Source organism: Pseudomonas sp. E102 (assembly GCF_052660185.1).
The window spans coordinates 2,995,720-3,014,440 of record NZ_CP084025.1; the positions used below are offsets into that span (position 1 = coordinate 2,995,720).

Below are 18,721 nucleotides of genomic sequence, written 5' to 3' on the forward strand. Positions count from 1 at the left end.
CAGCTGCTCCTTACTCATAAATCATTTTCTTGGTCATGCCGCCATCCACCACGAACTCCTGCCCCGTGACAAAACCGGCGTTGCGCGAAAGCAGCCATGCCACCATCGCCGCCACGTCCTCCACCGTACCCACCCTGCCCGCCGGATGCTGGGCGTGATCGGCATCGGTGAGCGGCTGCGCTCGACGTTGCGATGGGTCTCGCGCGTCGATCCAACCAGGGCTGACGGCGTTGACCCGAATCTCCGGCCCTAGACTGATCGCCAGGGCATGAGTCAGGGCCAGCAAGCCTCCTTTGCTGGCCGCATAGGCCTCGGTGTCCGGTTCCGACTGCGCGGCGCGGGTCGAGGCCAGGTTGACGATGGCCCCGTTGTGGGCACGCAGGTAAGGCGCGCAGTGCTTGGCCAGCAGCATCGGCCCACCCAGGTTCACCGCCAAGACCCGGTTCCAATGCGCCAGGTCCAGGCTTTCCAGGGTGATGTTGTGCGGGTCGGCGATGGCGGCGTTGCACACCAGCGCGTCGAGCCGCCCGAACTGGCCGAGCACTTCAGCGATAGCGGTGGCAACCTGGGCCTCGTCCGACACATCCATGGCGATGAACCAGGCATTGTCACCCAAGGTTTTCGCCACCTTGGAACCGCGCTCGCGGTCCAGGTCGGTGAGAACCACCTGCCAACCTTCACAGATCAGCCAGGCGGCAATCCCAAGGCCGATACCCCGCGCGGCGCCCGTCACCAGGGCTACCCGGCCATGAGTACCGCTCGGCGGCGTAGCCAGCTCGATCACAAGGCCGCCAACCCGCGGGCCAGGTCGGCTTGCAGGTCCGCCACGTCTTCCAGGCCGACCGCCACGCGGATCAGGCTGTCACGGATACCCGCCGATTCACGCTCCTGGGGCGACAGGCGACCGTGGGAGGTGGTGCTCGGGTGGGTAATGGTGGTTTTGCTGTCACCGAGGTTGGCGGTGATGGAGATCAACCGGGTCGCGTCGATGAAACGCCAGGCGCCCTCCTTGCCGCCCTTGACCTCGAAGCTCACCACCGCGCCGAAACCGCGCTGCTGACGCAAGGCCAGTTCGTGCTGCGGATGGCTCTTGAGGCCGGCGTAATGCACTTTCTCGATACCGTCCTGCTGCTCCAGCCACTCGGCCAGGGCCTGGGCATTGGCGCAATGAGCCTTCATCCGTAGGCCGAGGGTTTCCAGGCCTTTGAGGAAGATCCAGGCATTGAACGGGCTGAGGGTCGGCCCAGCGGTGCGCAAGAAGCCCACGACCTCTTTCATTTGCTCGCCACGACCAGCAACGACACCGCCCATGCAACGACCTTGGCCGTCAATGAACTTGGTGGCCGAATGCACCACCACGTCCGCGCCCAGCTTGAGCGGCTGTTGCAGCGCCGGTGTGCAGAAGCAGTTGTCGACCACCAGCATGGCGCCCTTGGCATGGGCGATTTCCGCCAGCGCGGTGATGTCCACCAGTTCGGCCAGCGGATTGGACGGCGACTCGACGAAAAGCAGCTTGGTATTGGCCTTGATCGCGGCATCCCAACCGGACAGGTCCGCCAGGGGCACGTAATCGACTTCCACGCCGAAACGCTTGAAGTATTTTTCGAACAGGCTGATGGTCGAGCCGAAGACGCTGCGCGACACCAGTACATGGTCGCCAGCGCTGCACAGGCTCATCACCACCGCCATGATCGCGGCCATGCCGGTGGCGGTCGCCACGGCCTGCTCGGCGCCTTCCAGGGCGGCGATACGCTCCTCGAAAGCCCGCACGGTCGGGTTGGTGTAACGCGAGTAGACGTTGCCCGGCACTTCCCCGGCAAAGCGCGCCGCGGCATCGGCGGCCGTGCGGAACACGTAGCTGGAGGTGAAGAACATCGGATCGCCATGTTCGGCTTCCGGTGTACGGTGCTGGCCCGCGCGAACCGCCAGGGTATCGAACGCTACGCCTTCAAGGTCGCTGTCCAGCCGACCGGCATCCCAATCCTGACTCATGCTGCCACTCCTGTAATCGGTTAAACGCAAACCGGCCCCTCGGGGCCGGTTCGTGACTCAGTTGTTGTACAGATCGATGATCGCGCTGACCGCCTGCGTCTTGGCCTTGGACGCATCGTTACGCGCGTTCTCGATCCGATTCAGGTAGGCCTCGTCGATGTCGCCGGTGACGTACTTGCCGTCGAATACCGCACAATCGAACTGCTCGATCTTGATCTTGCCGCCACCCACCGCTTCGATGAGGTCCGGCAAGTCCTGGTAGATCAGCCAGTCGGCGCCGATCAGGTCGGCCACTTCCTGGGTCGTGCGGTTATGAGCGATCAGCTCATGGGCACTCGGCATATCGATGCCGTAGACGTTCGGGTAGCGCACGGCCGGGGCCGCCGAGCAGAAGTAGACATTCTTGGCGCCGGCTTCGCGGGCCATCTGGATGATCTGCTTGCAGGTGGTACCGCGCACGATGGAATCGTCCACCAGCATCACGTTCTTGCCGCGGAATTCCAGTTCAATGGCGTTGAGCTTCTGGCGTACGGATTTTTTCCGTGCAGCCTGGCCCGGCATGATGAAGGTGCGGCCAATGTAGCGGTTCTTCACGAAGCCTTCGCGGAACTTCACGCCCAAATGGTTCGCCAGCTCCAGGGCCGCGGTGCGGCTGGTGTCCGGGATCGGGATGACCACGTCGATGTCATGGTCCGGACGCTCGCGCAGGATCTTGTCGGCCAGCTTCTCGCCCATGCGCAGGCGCGCCTTGTAGACTGAGATACCGTCAATGATCGAGTCCGGACGGGCCAGGTAGACGTGCTCGAAGATACACGGCGTCAGGCTCGGGTTGGTCGCGCACTGGCGGGTGAACAACTTGCCGTCTTCAGTGATGTAGACCGCTTCGCCCGGGGCCAGGTCGCGAATCAGGGTGAAACCAAGCACGTCCAGGGACACGCTCTCGGAGGCGATCATGTACTCGACGCCTTCGTCGGTGTGACGCTGGCCGAACACGATCGGACGAATACCGTGCGGGTCGCGGAAACCGACGATGCCGTAGCCGGTGATCATCGCCACCACCGAGTAGCCACCCACGCAACGGTTGTGCACGTCGGTCACGGCGGCGAACACGTCTTCTTCGGTCGGCTGCAGCTTGCCGCGCTGGGCCAGCTCGTGAGCGAAGACGTTGAGCATCACTTCCGAGTCGGAACTGGTGTTGACGTGGCGCAAGTCAGATTCGTAGATCTCCTTGGCCAGTTGCTCGACATTGGTCAGGTTGCCGTTGTGCGCCAACGTGATGCCGTACGGCGAGTTGACATAGAACGGCTGGGCTTCGGCCGAAGTCGAGCTACCCGCTGTCGGGTAACGCACATGGCCGATACCCATATGCCCGACGAGGCGCTGCATGTGACGCTGATGGAACACGTCGCGCACCAGGCCATTGTCCTTGCGCAGGAATAACCGGCCGTCATGGCTGGTCACGATACCGGCAGCGTCCTGGCCGCGGTGCTGGAGCACGGTTAGCGCGTCATACAGCGCCTGATTGACGTTCGACTTACCGACGATACCGACGATGCCACACATGCGACGCAACCCCTACTTAATGGATCTGAACTGAACAACACTCACTGCGGCGTTTTGGCCATCGGCAAGAGCTGTTCCTTGAACGGTATTTCAGCGGGTACGCTGATACCGCTGGCAAGCCACTGACTGCTCCAACCCAGGATCAGGTTCTTGGACCAGTCTGCGACCAATAGAAATTGTGGCACGAGCCGGGACTCCTGCCACCACGTATCCTGCTGTACCGGCCCCAGGCTCAACAGCCCGACGGCCACGACCACCAGCAAGGCGCCACGCGCCGCGCCGAAAGCCATGCCCAGGAACCGGTCCGTCCCGGAAAGCCCGGTGACGCGAATCAGTTCGCCGATCAGATAATTGATCATTGCGCCCACCAGCAAGGTGGCGATAAACAAGATGGCACAGCCCGCGATCACGCGGGCCGAGGGTGTTTCGATGTATCCGGCGAGGTACTGGGACAGCGAGCCACCAAACATCCAGGCCACGACTCCCGCGATGATCCAGGTCAGCAGCGAGAGCGCTTCCTTGACGAAGCCGCGACTCAGACTGATCAATGCGGAGATGGCGACGATCGCAACGATCGCCCAGTCAACCCAGGTAAATGGCACGGTGCAGCCTACAGACGGATAAGGCGGCGCATTTTAGCAGAGCACAGGGCTGTCGGTAAGCTGCGTGATTCAAATCGGCTAAATGGCTGTCAACCGCGCTCTGGCTGGAAGCGAACCACAAAACCCTTGAGGTTCTGCTGGCGATTGAGCAAGTCGCGCAGGCGGTCGGCCTCGGCACGCTCGATCAACGGACCGACAAAGACCCGATTCTTGCCATCGGCGGAACGGATATAGGCGTTGTAGCCCTGGCTGCGCAGGCTTTTCTGCAGTTTTTCCGCGCTTTCTCGACTGGTCAGGCTGGCCAGTTGCACCGACCAGCTCACCGACAGGCCGTTGGCATCGACGCGGCTCTGGGTGGTGTCTGGCTTGGGGGCAGCGGTGATCGGCTGGCTTGGCGCCGGTTTGATCGCCGGCGTCGCCGGGATGGGCGTTGGCGCTACAGCAGGCTTGGCGGGTGCCGCCGGGGCAGGCGCGACAGCGGCAGATGCGGGCGCTGTGGGCGTGGACCCGACCGGCGCGGTAGGCGCGGCGGATTGTTCAGCCAATTCCGCGTCGCTCGGCACCGGCTCCTGGGGCAGTGCCTGCGGCTCGGGCACTGGCACGGGCTCGACTTGCACGGGCGGCACCGCAGGCGCTTGGGGCGCGGCCGGCGCATCAACCGTGACCTGGCGCTGCTCGTCCTGCCGGGAAAACAGCATCGGCAGGAAGATCACCGCCAGGGCCACCAACACCAGGGCCCCAACCATGCGCTGCTTGTAAGCCTTATCCAGCAATGCCATCTGCAGCTTCCTCCGTGGAGCGCCGGGCCAACCATTGAAGGGCCTCGGCAACGCAATAAAATGATCCGAACAACAGAATCTCGTCGTCTGCCGTCGCCAGGGCGCACTGCCCTTCCAGCGCGTCGGCCACGCTGCCATAAGCTTCCACCGAAGCGCCACGATGCTGCAACACCGCCTGCAACTCGCTGGCCGGACGCGAACGCGGCGAATCCAGTGGCGTCACGGCCCAGTGCTGGACACTAGCATCCAACGCATCGACAACGCCATCCAGGTCCTTGTCCGACAGCAGGCCAAACACCGCCAGCCGCTTGCCCGCCACGGGTCGACGCGCCAGGCGTTCAGCCAGGTACTGCGCCGCGTGGGGGTTGTGACCGACATCCAAGAGCACGTCGAGGCGCTTGCCTTGCCAATCGATCGAGCGGCGATCAAGACGACCGACAACGCGAGTCGCCTGCAGTGCCTGGATAATCCGTCCGGTGTCCCACGGCAGCCCGAGCAGCAGGTAGGCCTGCAGTGCCAGCGCGGCGTTCTCCATTGGCAAGTCCAGCTGCGGCAGGTCACGCAGCTCGACCGGGTTGCCCCGAGCATCGCTGCCACGCCATTGCCAGTGCCGCTCCGTCATGGCCAGGTCGAAGTCCCGCCCACGCAGGAAGAACGGGCAGCCCAGCTCGCGCACTTTATCCAGCAACGGTTGCGGCGGATCGAGGTCGCCGCAGAGTGCCGGCGCGCCCTGGCGAAAAATGCCGGCCTTCTCGAAAGCCACGGACTCGCGGGTATCGCCCAGGTAATCGGCGTGATCCACGCCAATACTGGTGACCAGCGCGATGTCCGCGTCCACGAGATTGACGGTATCCAGGCGACCACCCAGGCCGACTTCCAGCACGACCGCATCCAGGCCGGCACGGGCGAACAGCCAGAACGCCGCGAGCGTGCCCATCTCGAAATAGGTCAGGGAAGTCTCGCCCCGCCCGGCTTCCACCGCCGCGAAGGCTTCACACAGATCGGCGTCGGAAGCTTCGACACCGTTGACCTGCACCCGCTCGTTGTAGCGCAGCAGGTGCGGCGAACTGTAGACGCCGACACTTAATCCCTGGGCCCGCAGCAGCGAGGCCAGAAAGGCGCAGGTCGACCCCTTGCCGTTGGTGCCGGTAACCGTGATGACCCGAGGCGCCGGCTTGGCCAGTCCCATGCGGGACGCTACCGCTTGCGAGCGCTCCAGCCCCATGTCGATGGCCGATGGATGCAACTGCTCGAGGTAGGCAAGCCAGTCGCCCAGGGTACGTTCGGTCATAGGCCAGCAGGCGCCGGCGGAACCACGATCGGCTCGATTGGCGTGGCGACGAAGGTCGGCGTCGGCAGGCCCATCAGTTGCGCCAGCAGATTACCCAGGCGTGGACGCAGCTCCTGGCGGTGAATGATCATGTCGATCGCGCCATGTTCCAGCAGGAATTCGCTGCGCTGGAAACCTTCCGGCAGCTTTTCACGCACAGTCTGCTCGATCACACGCGGACCGGCGAAGCCGATCAGGGCTTTCGGCTCGCCGACGATGACGTCGCCCAGCATCGCCAGACTGGCGGACACACCGCCGTAGACCGGATCGGTCAGCACCGAGATGAACGGAATGCCTTCTTCACGCAAGCGCGCCAGTACCGCGGAGGTCTTGGCCATTTGCATCAGCGAGATCAGGGCCTCCTGCATCCGCGCGCCACCGGAGGCGGCGAAGCAGATCATCGGGCACCGGTTTTCCAGAGCGTAGTTGGCGGCGCGAACGAAGCGCTCGCCGACGATGGCGCCCATGGAACCGCCCATGAACGAGAACTCAAAGGCCGACACCACCACCGGCATGCCCAACAGGGTGCCGCTCATGGAAACCAGGGCGTCTTTTTCACCGGTCTGCTTCTGGGCAGCGGTCAGGCGATCCTTGTATTTCTTGCCGTCGCGGAATTTAAGGCGGTCCACGGGCTCCAGGTCGGCACCCAGCTCAACACGGCCTTCGGCGTCCAGGAAGATATCGATACGGGCACGCGCGCCGATGCGCATGTGGTGGTTGCACTTGGGGCAAACGTCCAGGGTCTTTTCCAGCTCGGGACGGTACAGCACCGCTTCGCAGGATGGACATTTGTGCCACAGACCTTCAGGCACCGAGCTTTTCTTCACCTCGGAACGCATGATCGAAGGGATCAGTTTGTCTACCAACCAGTTGCTCATGCTTCTTTCTCCAGTACCGGCGGCCCGAACGCTCTGGTTCGCGGCCCCGCGTATGCCCTTGAGCTCAAATTCATTGTGCGGCGAGGAACGAGGATCGTCGCGGTCAGTGCGAAACATGACCTGCGCCCAGCCCAACCATCCCCCGCCATCCCGGCAACCGCTGCACTGCGATTGCCACTACGCTATCGGCCCACCCGTAGGCGGCGCCTGCCTGCTTTGAACAGTGCAGGTATGGACGGCGGCAGTCTGCCAGCCGTCACATTGACGACTGGCTGCTGCGCACAGCCGCCATGAACGCCCGGATCTTCGCCGGGTCCTTGATGCCCCTGGCCTGCTCCACCCCGCCACTGACGTCCACCGCGTAGGGTCGAACCTGGGCGATGGCGTCAGCCACGTTGTCCGCCGTCAGGCCGCCGGCAAGGATGATCGGCTTGTCCAGGCCCTGCGGCACCAACGTCCAGTCGAACGCTTCACCGGTCCCTCCCGGAACGCCCTCCACGTAGGTGTCCAGCAAGATACCGCTGGCCCCGGAAAAGGCTTTGCAACTGGCGGCGATGTCGTCGCCGGCCTTGACCCGCAACGCCTTGATGTACGGTCGATGCCAACCCTCGCAATCGGCGGGTGTCTCGTCGCCATGGAACTGCAGGAAGGCCAGCGGCACCGCATCGAGGATTTCGCCCAGCTCGCAACGACTCGCATTGACGAACAGGCCGACCGGCGTGACGAAGGGTGGCAGCGCCTGAATGATCGCTCGTGCCTGCTGCACCGTCACCGCCCGCGGGCTCTTGGCGTAGAACACGAGCCCGATGGCGTCCGCACCGGCGTCGACCGCCGCCAAGGCGTCTTCGACTCGGGTGATTCCGCATATCTTGCTGCGAACGACCGACATGGTGGATAAAACCTCAGGCAAATCCGTGGAAGTCCCGGATGGTAACAAATGCAGCGGAGGGCGTCAGCCGTCGAGTTCCGAGAACCCCGTGAGGAAATGTGGCCCGATGTAACGCTCAGGCAACTCGAATTCGTCGTGATATTCAACCTGGACCAGGTACAGGCCAAACGGGTGCGCGGTCACGCCTCCCGAGCGGCGAATGCGGCTTTCGAGCACTTCCTTGACCCATTCCACCGGCCGTTCACCCGCGCCGATGGTCATCAGCACACCGGCGATGTTGCGCACCATGTGGTGCAGAAAGGCGCTGGCGCGGATATCAAGCACGATCATCTTGCCGTGACGGGTCACGCGCAGGTGATGCAGTTCCTTGATCGGCGACTTGGCCTGGCACTGCCCCGCGCGAAAAGCGCTGAAATCATGGACGCCGACCAGGTATTGCGCGGCCTCGGCCATACGCTCGACATCCAGCGGACGGTGGTTCCAGGTGATTTCTTCATTCAGGTGCGCTGGGCGGATCTGATCGTTGTAGATCACGTAGCGATAGCGCCGGGCGATGGCCTTGAAGCGCGCATGGAAATGCGCGGGCATCGCCTTTGCCCAACTGACGCTGACATCGTGCGGCAGGTTGATATTGGCCCCCATCACCCAAGCCTTCATCGAGCGCTCGACTTGGGTGTCAAAATGCACCACCTGGCCGCAGGCATGCACGCCGGCGTCGGTTCGTCCGGCGCAATGCAGCGACACGGGGGAATCGGCGACTTTGGACAGCGCGTCTTCAAGGGTTTCCTGCACCGTTAATACGCCGGAGGCCTGACGCTGCCAGCCGCGATAGCGCGAGCCTTTGTATTCAACGCCCAAGGCGATTCGGAAAAAGCCGTCGGCCGCCATTTCGGCGGCCGGGTTGTCTATGTTTGCCAAGGAATTACAGCCTGCTGAGGTACGCAAAGGCGGGCATTATAAAGCCGGCTGGGCGGGATGCTAGTGCAACAGGTGGGCACTGTGGGGAATGGACTGGCGCCATCGCGAGCAAGCTCGCTCCCACAGGGTTCTCGGGTGCTCATGGATTCTGCGCTCACCGCGAATCCTTGTGGGAGCGAGCTTGCTCGCGATGGCGCCAGCCCAGACGTTACAAAAGGCCTGCAAACAAAAACGGCAGCCCTCCCCGGCTGCCGTTTTTTGTTTAACCGCTGACTCACGCCAGGCGCGACAACATCTCCTTCGCTTCGCTCTTCTGCGTGGCATCGCCTTCACTGAGCACTTCGCCGAGGATATCCCGGGCGCCGTCATTGTCGCCCATGTCGATGTAGGCCTGGGCCAGATCGAGCTTGGTTGCCACTTCGTCGGTGCCGCTGAGGAAATCGAAGTCCGGCTCGTCGTCGGCAGTCGCCAAGGCGTCTTCAGAAGTGAAGGTTGGCTGGCCTATGCTGTCGGACAGACGATCCAGCTCGGCGTTGACATCGTCCAGCTCGGACTCGAAGGCATCCTTAGGCTGATCGTGGGCGTCCATCTCGTCGGCCAGGGACAGATCGAAATCCGCCGGCAGTTCAAGATCGTCGGCCGGCGTGTCATCCAACGCGGGCGTTTCGGCCGCTGGAATGTCCAACCCCTTGAGATCGTCGTCCAGGTCCAGCAGGAAGTCTTCATCCGCCAAGGCGGGTGCCGGAGCATCCGCGCCCAGGTCCAGATCGAACTCCGACAGATCGTCGAGGCTTTCGTTGGCCTCGGTCTGTTGCTTGAGCACCGATTCAAAACTCAGGTCATCGTCTTGCGGAAACGCATCCAGTTCGGCAAGCGGCTCGGGGGCTGGCGCGACCGGAGCGGTGTCCATGTCCTCCAGGCTCAGATCAAAAGCGCTGTCGAGCTGGTCGTCGGTCGGCGATTTGTCTTCCAACAGCTCCTTGACGTACTGGGCATCCAACTCAGCGGCTACGGCTGCCGCAGCCAGGCCTGCACCGGCGGCGACCGCCATGGCCGGGAAACGGCTCTTGAGCTGTTCGACCTGGGCGTAATTGTCGCCATTGGCGACCAACTGCCGCTCCTGGGCGACAAAGGCGTCGCGGTCGCCCTGCTGGCCGTAGACTTCCATCAGCTTCAAGCGCAGGTCGCTGCGCTGGGGCTCGGCCTTGATGCCTTGTTCAAGCAGGTCGGCGGCCTGATTCAAGCGACCACGATCGATGTGCGACTGAGCCTGGGGCAGCACGTCGTCCGAACGCTCCGCGGCCGGTGCTACCAGCGGTGCGGCTATGGGGGGCGTGACGACCACGGGCGCAACCACCGGGGCAGGCCAAGGGGCTGGCGCGGGGGCTGGCTTGGGTTCGAGCTTTACGCTGGGTGGTGGTACTTCAATGCCCTCGAAGCTGCTCGGGGGCAGATCGAGCTCCGGGGAGAAGTCGGCCTCCTCCTCGAGGGCTCGGGCCATGCGCAGATGTTTCTCGGCTTCCTGCTGGGCCTTGCGGCGACGAGCGAGCAGCAGGAGCAGCAGCAAGAGGAGCAACGCACCGCCGCCAATCAGGCCCAGCAGGATCGGATTGGTCAGCAGGTCGTTGTATTTTTTCTCGTCGGCTGCGGCCGGCGCCGGTTCAACCGGCGGGGTCGCTTCTGGGGTGGCCTGGGGTGCCGGGGCGGCGGACGGTGCTTGTGCCGCTGGCGCGGGGGTCAGTTCCGCCGACATCGCCGGGGTGGCTTCGCCAGTGGGCGGGACCGCGACGCCTTCGGCCTGCATTTTCGCCAATTGGTTGTTCTTCAGCTCGATCAGGCGCTGCAGTTTGTCCAGCTGGCTCTGAAGATCGGCCATGCGGCTCTTCAGTTCTTCATTGTCGCGACGAGCCGAATCGAGGCTTTCCTGAGTCACGGCAAGTTGGTTACTCAGGGCCTGGGCATCACCGGCTGCGCCTTTGCCTTTGGCACCCGCTTTCGCCGACTCGGCGGAAACCAGGCTCAGGTTATCGCGAGCCGCGCCCTGGGCCGGTGCGTTATCGCCACCGCCACGCCGGGTGGCGTCCACCTGCTGGCGTCCGTTACCCGCCCCGCTCCGACGCCCCTGGCGCCAGGCGGCGTTTTGAGCGGCCACTTCGGCAATGGCCTGGGGCTGCGGCAATGCCGTGCTTTGCACCGGATCGGGCAGGCGCAACACCTGGCCGGTCTTGAGCAGGTTGATGTTGCTGTCGATGAATGCGTTCGGGTTCAACGCCTGGATCGCCAGCATCGTTTGCTGCACCGAACCACCGTTGCGCACCTTGGCGGCGATTTCCCATAGGGTATCGCGCGGCGTCGTGGTGTATTGGGACGGCTTGGTAGCCCCGGTGACCGGCGAAGACACCACCTGGGACGGCTTCGCCCGAGCGGCGTCAGCGGCCTGCGGCGAGAACTTAGACGGATCGAGCAGTACGCTGTAGTCGCGCAGCAAGCGGCCGTTGGGCCACATCACCTGCACGAGGAATTTGACCATCGGTTCGGTCAGCGGCCGGCTGGAAGTCACCCGCAGGACACTCTTGCCGTTGGCGTTGATCACCGGTGTGAAGCTCAATTCATTGAGAAAGGCTTGGCGGTCAATGCCCGCCTTGGCGAATTCTTCAGGTGGGGCCAGGCTCGGCACCACCTCGGCGGCGGTCAGTTGCTGGACATCGAGCAGTTCGATCTCGGCCACCAGAGGCTGGTTCGGCGGCGACTTGAGGGTCAATTCCCCCAGCCCGAGCGCTTGCGCCATACCGGAGGACAGCGCCGAGGCGGCCGCTATTGCTAACACCAGTTTGCGAACTTGAACCATAGCCTCTTCCTTTGTTTGAACATTCCTCGGCCAGCGAGAAGGTGTTAATGCCGCTGCCGTAAGGCATTGCGCGCAGCCCCAAGCGACGGTGCGCGCGATCGTTTCACTCATGCCCGAGGCAGTCCCCGGGAGGGAGGTTCGCCTTCAGCACTCTGGCCAAGCATAGCGCCCAGCTAGAACCATTCGACAAATTGTTGCCAAGTATCTTTTACAGCAGGTCTTTTATCAACAACTCAGCCACCTGCACCGCGTTGAGCGCCGCGCCCTTGCGCACGTTATCCGACGTCAGCCACATATTCAGCTCCGACGGATCATCGATGCCGCCGCGCACGCGGCCGATATAGACCACATCCTGCCCCACCGCATCACCCACCGGCGTCGGATAATCACCCGCCTCCACCAGCTCGATGCCGGGGGCCGCTTCCAGGGCGGCGTTGACCTTCGCCAGGTCGACGGGACCGGCAGACTCCACGGTCACGCTAAAGCTATCGCCAAAAAACACCGGGGCTTGAATGCAAGTCGCGGAAATCTTTAACAAAGGTTGCTCCAGCACTTGGCGCAGCTCACTCACCAGTCGCTTTTCCAGTGGGGTATGGCCCTGCGCATCGGGACTACCCACTTGGGCCAACAGGTTGAACGCCATCTGCCGGTCGAAGAACGTCGGTTCGAGCGGACGGGCGTTGAGCAATTCCGCCGTCTGGCGCGCCAGTTCAGTGACCGCGACGCGGCCTTGGGCCGATACGGCGAGGCTGGCAGTCAGGCTCACGCGCTGGATATCCAGGCATTGGCGCAACGGTGCCAAGGCAACGGCCAGGACCGTCGCCGAGGGGCTGGGGCTGCTGACCTGCACGGGCCTGGACAGGTTCGCCAGCACGTGCGGGTTGGCCTCCGGTACGATCTGCGGTGCCTGTTCGGCCAGCAGCGCACCGGACAGGTCGATCAGCGCGCAGCCGGCCGCCGTGGCGCGCGGAGCGAAGCTCAGAGTGACCGCCGGCCCCGCCGCGAAAAACGCCAGTTGGACTTTGCTGAAATCGAACTCATCGACCTCGCGCACCCGCACGTTTTTACTCCGGAACATCACCGAGCTGCCCGCTGACTCGCTGCTGGCCAACAGGTGCAGGTTGCCGATCGGGAAGTCGCGCTCTTCAAGAATCTGGACGAGGGTTTCGCCGACAGTACCGGTGGCGCCGATCACGGCAATATCAAAGGACTGGCTCATGGGTCTACCTCAGGTAAAACGTGGGGAGCGGCACTTTACCGGGTGGTGGGTGGGCAGGCAATTGGCGGGAAGTTTGTGGTGACTGTGGCGGCCCCTTCGCGAGCAGGCTCGCTCCCACATTGGATCTTCAGTGAACACAAAACCTGTGGAAGCGAGCCTGCTCGTGAAGGGGCCGGTCCAGACACCCAAAAACTGCCCCAATAAAAAACCCGCACCTCTTACAAGGCGCGGGTTCTTTCACAGCGACAATCGATCAACGCTCGAGCAAAATCCGCAGCATGCGGCGCAGCGGTTCGGCCGCGCCCCACAACAGTTGGTCGCCAACGGTGAAGGCACCGACGAACTGCGAGCCCATGTTCAGTTTGCGCAAGCGGCCCACTGGCACGTTCAGGGTGCCGTTGACCTTGGTCGGGCTCAGCTCCTGCATGCTGGTTTCACGGTTGTTCGGCACCAGCTTGACCCACGGGTTGTGCTGGCTGATCAAGCCTTCGATGTCGGCGATCGGCACGTCTTTGTTCAGCTTGATGGTCAGCGCCTGGCTGTGGCAACGCATGGCGCCGATGCGCACGCAGATGCCGTCCACCGGGATCGGGCTCTTGAAGCGGCCCAGGATCTTGTTGGTCTCGGCTTGGGCCTTCCATTCTTCACGGCTCTGGCCGTTCGGCAGTTCCTTGTCGATCCAAGGGATCAGGCTGCCGGCCAGCGGCACGCCGAAATTCTCGGTCGGGTAGGCATCGCTACGCATCGCTTCGGCGACCTTGCGGTCGATGTCCAGGATGGCACTGGCCGGGTTCGCCAGCTCGTCAGCCACGGCGCCGTGGGTCACGCCCATTTGCTTGATCAGCTCGCGCATGTGCTGGGCGCCGCCACCGGAGGCTGCCTGATAGGTCATGGCGCTCATCCACTCCACCAGGCCCGCTTCGAACAGGCCACCCAGACCCATCAGCATCAGGCTGACGGTGCAGTTGCCGCCGATGTAGTTCTTGGTGCCCGCATCCAGCTGCTGGTCGATGACCTTGCGGTTGACCGGGTCGAGGATGATCACCGCGTCGTCCTGCATGCGCAGGCTGGAAGCGGCATCGATCCAGTAACCCTGCCAGCCGGCTTCACGCAGTTTCGGGAAGACTTCGCTGGTGTAGTCGCCGCCCTGGCAGGTCAAAATCACGTCGAGGGTCTTGAGCTCGTCGATGCTGTAGGCATCCTTGAGCGCACCGGTGTCCTTGCCCACGGACGGGCCCTGGCCACCCACGTTGGAAGTGGTGAAGAACACCGGCTCAATGAGATCGAAATCCTGCTCTTCCAGCATTCGCTGCATGAGCACGGAACCGACCATGCCGCGCCAACCGATCAGACCTACACGTTTCATCGCAACTACACCTATACAAAAGTGGGCCACCGTCGAGGCGGTGGGCCCGAAAGATTACAGATTCCGCAGCGCGGCGACTACTGCATCGCCCATTTGCTGCGTACCGACTTTGGTACAGCCTTGCGACCAGATATCACCGGTGCGCAAGCCTTGGTCCAGGACCACGCTGACGGCTTTTTCGATCGCGTCGGCGGCATCGTTCAAGTTGAAGCTGTAGCGCAGCATCATCGACACCGACAGGATGGTCGCCAACGGGTTGGCAATGCCCTGCCCGGCGATGTCCGGCGCCGAACCGTGGCACGGCTCGTACATGCCCTTGTTGTTGGCGTCCAGGGAAGCCGACGGCAGCATGCCGATGGAACCGGTGAGCATTGACGCTTCGTCGGACAGGATGTCGCCGAACATGTTGTCGGTGACGATCACGTCGAACTGCTTCGGCGCACGCACTAGTTGCATCGCCGCGTTGTCGACGTACATGTGGCTCAGTTCGATGTCCGGGTAATCCTTGGCCACCTGCTCGACCACTTCGCGCCACAGTTGGCTGGAAGCCAGCACGTTGGCCTTGTCCACCGAGCACAGTTTCTTGCCCCGCACGCGAGCCATGTCGAAGCCGACCCGGGCGATACGGCGGATTTCGCTTTCGCTGTATGGCAGGGTGTCGTAGGCCTGGCGCTCGCCATTTTCCAGCTCACGGGTGCCGCGCGGGGCGCCGAAGTAGATACCGCCGGTCAGTTCGCGGACGATGAGGATGTCCAGGCCCGAGACGATTTCCGGCTTCAGGCTCGACGCGTCAGCCAGTTGCGGATAAAGGATCGCCGGACGCAGGTTGCCAAACAGACCCAGTTGCGCACGAATCTTCAGAAGGCCGCGCTCCGGGCGGATGTCGCGTTCGATCTTGTCCCATTTCGGGCCGCCCACGGCGCCCAGCAGCACGGCATCGGCGGCACGGGCACGGTCCAGGGTTTCATCGGCCAGGGGTACGCCGTGCTTGTCGATGGCCGCGCCACCGATGACGTCGTGGCTGAGTTCGAAGCCCAGGCCGTACTTGTCGTTCGCCAACTCCAGGACCTTGACCGCCTCGGCCATGATTTCCGGGCCGATGCCGTCACCTGGGAGAATCAGAATCTGTTTGCTCATGCTTTCCTCGTTTGTTCGGTTTTCGGCACAACCCCTGGGGCCGACCGGTAAAAATCCTATCGCTCGGCCCACAGCACCAGCACATCTGTACTGAACGAACCATCGGCCTCAATCTGAAAATATTCACGCACTTCGTCGCCCATCGAACGCTGCAGCTCAAGAATCGCCGCACGCATCACCTCGGGGGTGCGCATGCGCTCGACCCAGGACTGGTACTCCAGGCGCAGGCGCTGGCGCGACGTGCTGCGAGTGTGCAGGCCCGCTTCGCCGACCTGGCGCAACCATTCGGCGGCCGAATAGTCGCGCACATGGCTGGTGTCGCGCAGCACTTCGATGCTTTGCAGGTAGGTGTCCAGTAACGGCGTGCCAGGCGACAGGATATCGATGAACGCTACCACCCCGCCCGGCTTGAGCACCCGGCGCACTTCCCGCAATGCCAGGCCGAGGTCGCTCCAATGATGCGCCGAATAGCGGCTGAACACGAAGTCGAACTCAGCGTCGGCGAACGGCAACCGCTCGGCGGCGCCACGGACCGTGCTGATATTGCCCAGGCCACGCTCGGCAGCCGCCGCCGTCACCACGTCGAGCATCTGCTGGGACAGATCGTAGGCCACCACCTCACCGGCCAGCGGCGCCACGTGGAAACTCACATGGCCGGCGCCGCAACCCAGGTCCAGCACACGGGCATCGCCACGACCGGCCAGCTCGGCCTGTAGCAGGGCGAACTCGGCGCCCTGGGCGTGCACGGCACTGCTCAGGTAGGCCGAGGCCTGTTCACCGAATTGCTTTTGGACGACTTGGCTGTGGGCGGTGCTGGTCATGGGGACTTCCTTTTTGGGTATAGCCTTGTGGTGTCAGTGCCGCCGTCTTCGCGAGCAGGCTCGCTCCCACAGGGATTTTGGGTGTTCACAAACACCTGTGGGAGCGAGCTTGCTCGCGATGAGGCCGGTACTGCCTACATCAATCCATCAAGCATCGCGAAACAACCAAGGCTGGCTCGCCCGATGCTTGGCCTCGAACGTGGCAATTGCCTCGCCGTCCTGCAAGGTCAGGCCGATGTCATCCAGGCCATTGAGCAGGCAATGCTTGCGAAACGCATCGATCTCGAAACCCAACACCTTGCCGTCGGGGCGGGTCACCGTCTGCGCGGCCAGGTCGATCTGCAATTGATAACCAGGATTGGCCTCGACCTGCTGGAACAGCTCGTCCACTTCGGCATCGCTGAGGATGATCGGCAGCAGGCCGTTCTTGAAGCTGTTGTTGAAGAAAATGTCGGCGTAACTCGGCGCGATGATGCTGCGGAAACCGTACTCTTCCAGGGCCCACGGCGCGTGCTCGCGGCTCGAGCCGCAGCCGAAGTTCTCACGGGCCAGCAACACGCTGGCGCCTTGGTAGCGCTCGGCGTTGAGCACGAAGTCCTTGTTCAGCGGACGCTTGGAGTTGTCCTGGTACGGCTGGCCGACATCCAGGTAGCGCCATTCGTCGAACAGGTTCGGGCCGAAGCCGGTGCGCTTGATGGATTTCAAGAATTGCTTGGGGATGATCTGGTCGGTGTCGACATTGGCACGATCCAAAGGCGCGACAAGACCGGTGTGCTGGGTAAAAGCTTTCATGCTGCGCTCCTTCAGATCAATTCGCGGACGTCGACGAAACGGCCGTTGACAGCTGCCGCAGCGGCCATCGCCGGGCTAACCAGGTGCGTACGACCACCGGCACCCTGACGGCCTTCGAAATTTCGGTTGGACGTCGAGGCGCAATGCTCGCCCGACTCCAGGCGGTCCGGGTTCATTGCCAGGCACATCGAGCAACCCGGCTCACGCCATTCGAAACCGGCTTCGAGGAAAATCTTGTCCAGCCCTTCCGCTTCGGCCTGGGCCTTCACCAGGCCCGAGCCCGGCACCACGATGGCCTGTTTGATGGTCGAGGCGACCTTGCGGCCCTTGGCGATGACCGCCGCGGCGCGCAGGTCCTCAATCCGCGAGTTGGTGCAGGAGCCGATGAAAACACGGTCGAGCTGAATGTCGGTGATCGCCTGGTTGGCGCTCAAGCCCATGTACTTCAAGGCACGGACAATGGAGTCGCGCTTGACCAGGTCCGTTTCCTTGGCCGGATCCGGCACGTTCTGGTCCACTGCCAGGACCATTTCCGGCGAAGTGCCCCAGCTGACTTGCGGCTTGATCTGCGTCGCATCGAGCTCGACCACGGTGTCGAATTTGGCGTCCGGGTCAGAGACCAGGTCTTTCCAGGCTTCGACCGCCATGTCCCACTCCGCGCCTTTGGGCGAGAACGGACGGCCCTTGACGTATTCGACGGTTTTTTCATCGGCGGCCACCAACCCGACGCGCGCGCCGGCTTCGATGGACATGTTGCAGATGGTCATGCGGCCCTCGACGGACAAGTCACGGATCGCGCTGCCGGCGAACTCGATGGCATGGCCGTTACCGCCAGCGGTACCGATCTTGCCGATCACGGCCAGGACGATGTCCTTGGCGGTCACGCCGAACGGCAACTTGCCCTCGACGCGCACCAGCATGTTTTTCATTTTCTTGGCGACCAGGCACTGGGTGGCCAGCACGTGCTCGACCTCGGAAGTGCCGATGCCGTGGGCCAAGGCGCCGAATGCGCCGTGGGTCGAGGTATGGGAGTCACCGCAGACCACGGTCATGCCAGGCAAGGTCGCGCCTTGCTCCGGGCCGATGACGTGGACGATGCCCTGGCGCACGTCGTTCATCTTGAATTCAACGATGCCGTATTCATCACAGTTGTCGTCGAGGGTCTGGACTTGAAGACGCGAGACCTGGTCGGCAATGGCTTCGATGCCGCCCTTGCGCTCCGGGGTGGTCGGTACGTTGTGGTCCGGGGTGGCGATGTTGGCATCGATGCGCCAAGGCTTGCGCCCAGCCAGGCGCAGGCCTTCGAAGGCTTGCGGCGAAGTCACTTCATGGATGATGTGACGATCGATGTAGATCAGCGCCGAGCCATCGTCGCGCTGCTTGACCAAATGCGAATCCCAGAGCTTGTCGTAGAGCGTTTTGCCGGCCATCACACGGTTTCCTCATCAGCTTGTTTCTATGCCCTGGGTCTTGAGTGAGTAAATGACCCCTTGGCTTGTGAGGCTGATGTTATGAGGCTACATTAAATAACTCAAATTCATATTTTTCATGCTTTGCATAACCAACAGGAATTCGACCGGTACGGCC

The 18,721-nt window shown here is 63.0% G+C and carries 16 protein-coding genes; all 16 read right to left on the reverse strand.

What is annotated here, in order from left to right:
• Positions 1–10: 10 nt before the first annotated feature.
• A complete protein-coding gene (locus DOCECA_RS13710) occupies positions 11–784 on the reverse strand; it encodes an SDR family oxidoreductase (protein ID WP_434648356.1) in 774 nt (257 codons plus the stop codon).
• A complete protein-coding gene (locus DOCECA_RS13715) occupies positions 781–1,992 on the reverse strand; it encodes an O-succinylhomoserine sulfhydrylase (protein ID WP_434648359.1) in 1,212 nt (403 codons plus the stop codon). Before DOCECA_RS13715 ends, DOCECA_RS13710 begins: the two co-directional genes overlap by 4 nt.
• Positions 1,993–2,049: 57 nt before the next feature.
• Entirely contained in the window at positions 2,050–3,555 is a 1,506-nt protein-coding gene (gene purF, locus DOCECA_RS13720) for an amidophosphoribosyltransferase (protein ID WP_305495814.1), read from the reverse strand.
• A 41-nt stretch (positions 3,556–3,596) separates the two neighbouring features.
• Positions 3,597–4,157 carry a CvpA family protein gene (locus DOCECA_RS13725; RefSeq protein ID WP_039593931.1) on the reverse strand — a complete coding sequence of 187 codons (561 nt, stop codon included), beginning with the start codon at positions 4,155–4,157 and terminating at the stop codon, positions 3,597–3,599.
• Positions 4,158–4,246: 89 nt separating this feature from the next.
• Complete coding sequence (locus DOCECA_RS13730; protein WP_434648362.1) at positions 4,247–4,936, reverse strand: SPOR domain-containing protein; 690 nt, start codon at positions 4,934–4,936, stop codon at positions 4,247–4,249.
• Positions 4,920–6,227, reverse strand: a complete 1,308-nt coding sequence (gene folC, locus DOCECA_RS13735; protein ID WP_434606876.1) for a bifunctional tetrahydrofolate synthase/dihydrofolate synthase — start codon at positions 6,225–6,227, stop codon at positions 4,920–4,922. The genes DOCECA_RS13730 and folC overlap by 17 nt, the downstream gene beginning before the upstream one ends.
• On the reverse strand, positions 6,224–7,144 hold the full coding sequence (accD, locus tag DOCECA_RS13740) for an acetyl-CoA carboxylase, carboxyltransferase subunit beta (RefSeq protein WP_420765690.1): 921 nt from the start codon (positions 7,142–7,144) through the stop codon (positions 6,224–6,226). The genes folC and accD overlap by 4 nt, the downstream gene beginning before the upstream one ends.
• A gap of 256 nt (positions 7,145–7,400) precedes the next feature.
• Positions 7,401–8,033, reverse strand: a complete 633-nt coding sequence (locus DOCECA_RS13745) for a phosphoribosylanthranilate isomerase (protein ID WP_420765689.1) — start codon at positions 8,031–8,033, stop codon at positions 7,401–7,403.
• Between the two features lie 63 nt (positions 8,034–8,096).
• The gene (gene truA, locus DOCECA_RS13750; RefSeq protein WP_434564131.1) at positions 8,097–8,921 is read right to left on the reverse strand and encodes a tRNA pseudouridine(38-40) synthase TruA; all 825 of its coding nucleotides are present in this window, start codon (positions 8,919–8,921) and stop codon (positions 8,097–8,099) included.
• Positions 8,922–9,225: 304 nt separating this feature from the next.
• Positions 9,226–11,799: a FimV/HubP family polar landmark protein gene (locus DOCECA_RS13755; protein ID WP_445570684.1), complete on the reverse strand. Its 2,574-nt coding sequence runs from the start codon at positions 11,797–11,799 to the stop codon at positions 9,226–9,228.
• A gap of 208 nt (positions 11,800–12,007) precedes the next feature.
• Positions 12,008–13,018: an aspartate-semialdehyde dehydrogenase gene (locus DOCECA_RS13760; protein WP_445570685.1), complete on the reverse strand. Its 1,011-nt coding sequence runs from the start codon at positions 13,016–13,018 to the stop codon at positions 12,008–12,010.
• 253 nt (positions 13,019–13,271) lie between these two features.
• Positions 13,272–14,384: an aspartate-semialdehyde dehydrogenase gene (gene asd, locus DOCECA_RS13765; RefSeq protein WP_420765686.1), complete on the reverse strand. Its 1,113-nt coding sequence runs from the start codon at positions 14,382–14,384 to the stop codon at positions 13,272–13,274.
• Between the two features lie 54 nt (positions 14,385–14,438).
• Positions 14,439–15,521 (reverse strand): 3-isopropylmalate dehydrogenase, encoded by a 1,083-nt coding sequence (leuB, locus tag DOCECA_RS13770; protein ID WP_063320312.1) that lies wholly within the window; start codon positions 15,519–15,521, stop codon positions 14,439–14,441.
• Positions 15,522–15,577: 56 nt separating this feature from the next.
• On the reverse strand, positions 15,578–16,342 hold the full coding sequence (locus DOCECA_RS13775) for a class I SAM-dependent methyltransferase (RefSeq protein ID WP_445570686.1): 765 nt from the start codon (positions 16,340–16,342) through the stop codon (positions 15,578–15,580).
• A gap of 147 nt (positions 16,343–16,489) precedes the next feature.
• Positions 16,490–17,134, reverse strand: a complete 645-nt coding sequence (gene leuD / locus DOCECA_RS13780) for a 3-isopropylmalate dehydratase small subunit (protein ID WP_431144911.1) — start codon at positions 17,132–17,134, stop codon at positions 16,490–16,492.
• A gap of 11 nt (positions 17,135–17,145) precedes the next feature.
• The gene (gene leuC / locus DOCECA_RS13785) at positions 17,146–18,564 is read right to left on the reverse strand and encodes a 3-isopropylmalate dehydratase large subunit (RefSeq protein WP_420765684.1); all 1,419 of its coding nucleotides are present in this window, start codon (positions 18,562–18,564) and stop codon (positions 17,146–17,148) included.
• Positions 18,565–18,721 lie beyond the last annotated feature (157 nt).

Bases quoted from the DNA above. Each gene is read 5' to 3' on its own strand.
- DOCECA_RS13715 (WP_434648359.1), bottom strand. From the start codon at position 1,992: ATGAGTCAGGATTGGGATGCCGGTCGGCTGGACAGCGACCTTGAAGGC.
- purF (WP_305495814.1), bottom strand. From the start codon at position 3,555: ATGTGTGGCATCGTCGGTATCGTCGGTAAGTCGAACGTCAATCAGGCG.
- DOCECA_RS13730 (WP_434648362.1), bottom strand. From the start codon at position 4,936: ATGGCATTGCTGGATAAGGCTTACAAGCAGCGCATGGTTGGGGCCCTG.
- folC (WP_434606876.1), bottom strand. From the start codon at position 6,227: ATGACCGAACGTACCCTGGGCGACTGGCTTGCCTACCTCGAGCAGTTG.
- accD (WP_420765690.1), bottom strand. From the start codon at position 7,144: ATGAGCAACTGGTTGGTAGACAAACTGATCCCTTCGATCATGCGTTCC.
- DOCECA_RS13745 (WP_420765689.1), bottom strand. From the start codon at position 8,033: ATGTCGGTCGTTCGCAGCAAGATATGCGGAATCACCCGAGTCGAAGAC.
- truA (WP_434564131.1), bottom strand. From the start codon at position 8,921: ATGGCGGCCGACGGCTTTTTCCGAATCGCCTTGGGCGTTGAATACAAA.
- DOCECA_RS13755 (WP_445570684.1), bottom strand. From the start codon at position 11,799: ATGGTTCAAGTTCGCAAACTGGTGTTAGCAATAGCGGCCGCCTCGGCG.
- DOCECA_RS13760 (WP_445570685.1), bottom strand. From the start codon at position 13,018: ATGAGCCAGTCCTTTGATATTGCCGTGATCGGCGCCACCGGTACTGTC.
- asd (WP_420765686.1), bottom strand. From the start codon at position 14,384: ATGAAACGTGTAGGTCTGATCGGTTGGCGCGGCATGGTCGGTTCCGTG.
- leuB (WP_063320312.1), bottom strand. From the start codon at position 15,521: ATGAGCAAACAGATTCTGATTCTCCCAGGTGACGGCATCGGCCCGGAA.
- DOCECA_RS13775 (WP_445570686.1), bottom strand. From the start codon at position 16,342: ATGACCAGCACCGCCCACAGCCAAGTCGTCCAAAAGCAATTCGGTGAA.
- leuD (WP_431144911.1), bottom strand. From the start codon at position 17,134: ATGAAAGCTTTTACCCAGCACACCGGTCTTGTCGCGCCTTTGGATCGT.
- leuC (WP_420765684.1), bottom strand. From the start codon at position 18,564: ATGGCCGGCAAAACGCTCTACGACAAGCTCTGGGATTCGCATTTGGTC.